Source organism: Microbacterium sp. Bi128, from assembly GCF_918698205.1.
Window position 1 is genome coordinate 1 of sequence record NZ_CAKKMM010001679.1, and the last position, 1,028, is coordinate 1,028.

At 67.9% G+C, this 1,028-nt stretch carries 1 protein-coding gene; it reads left to right on the forward strand.

The window, feature by feature from the left end; translation table 11 throughout:
- A partial coding sequence (gene guaA / locus LQV45_RS35460; RefSeq protein WP_230012744.1) for a glutamine-hydrolyzing GMP synthase occupies positions 1–1,028 on the forward strand: 1,028 nt, incomplete at both ends.

Genomic DNA, 1,028 nt, shown 5'->3' on the forward strand with positions numbered 1-1,028 from the left:
GACCACCACCCTCGGCGAGGGCCGTTCCATCCTGGCCGGCATGCCCCAGCACCAGAGCACCTGGATGAGCCACGGCGACTCCGTCCACGAAGCCCCCGAGGGCTTTGAGGTCCTGGCGACGACGGCGGGCGCCGACGTCGCGGCCTTCGCCAATGAGGACAAGCGCCTCTACGGCGTCCAGTGGCACCCCGAAGTCAAGCACTCCGCCTACGGCCAGCAGGTCCTGGAAAACTTCCTCTTCAAGGGCGCCGGGCTGGAACCGAACTGGACCACCGGCAACATTCTGGAAGAGCAGGTCCAGCGGATCCGTGACCAGATCGGCGACGCCAGGGTCATCTGCGGCCTCTCCGGCGGCGTCGACTCGGCTGTGGCCGCCGCCCTGGTACAGCGCGCCGTCGGCGACCAGCTGACCTGCGTCTTCGTGGACCACGGGCTGTTGCGCGAGGGCGAAGCCGAACAGGTCGAACGCGACTTCGTGGCCGCCACCGGCGTCAAGCTCTACGTCGCCAACGAGCAGGAGCGCTTCCTAAGCGCCCTTGCCGGCGTCAGCGATCCCGAGACCAAACGCAAGATCATCGGCCGCGAATTCATCCGCGCCTTCGAGGAAGCCGAACTGGCGATCATTGCCGAGGCAGCGGCGCACGGGGAGAAGATCAAGTTCCTCGTCCAGGGCACCCTGTACCCCGACGTCGTCGAATCCGGCGGCGGCGAGGGTGCGGCCAACATCAAGAGCCACCACAACGTGGGCGGGCTCCCCGAGGACCTGCAGTTTGAACTGGTTGAACCACTGCGCGCCCTGTTCAAGGACGAGGTCCGCGCGGTCGGTGCCCAGCTCGGCCTGCCGCAGGAAATCGTCGGACGCCAGCCGTTCCCCGGCCCGGGCCTCGGCATCCGGATTGTTGGCGATGTCACCAAGGAACGCCTGGACCTGCTCCGCAAGGCCGACGCGATCGCCCGCGCCGAGCTGACCGCGGCCGGACTGGATGACGAAGTGTGGCAGATGCCCGTGGTGCTGCTGGCGGACGTCC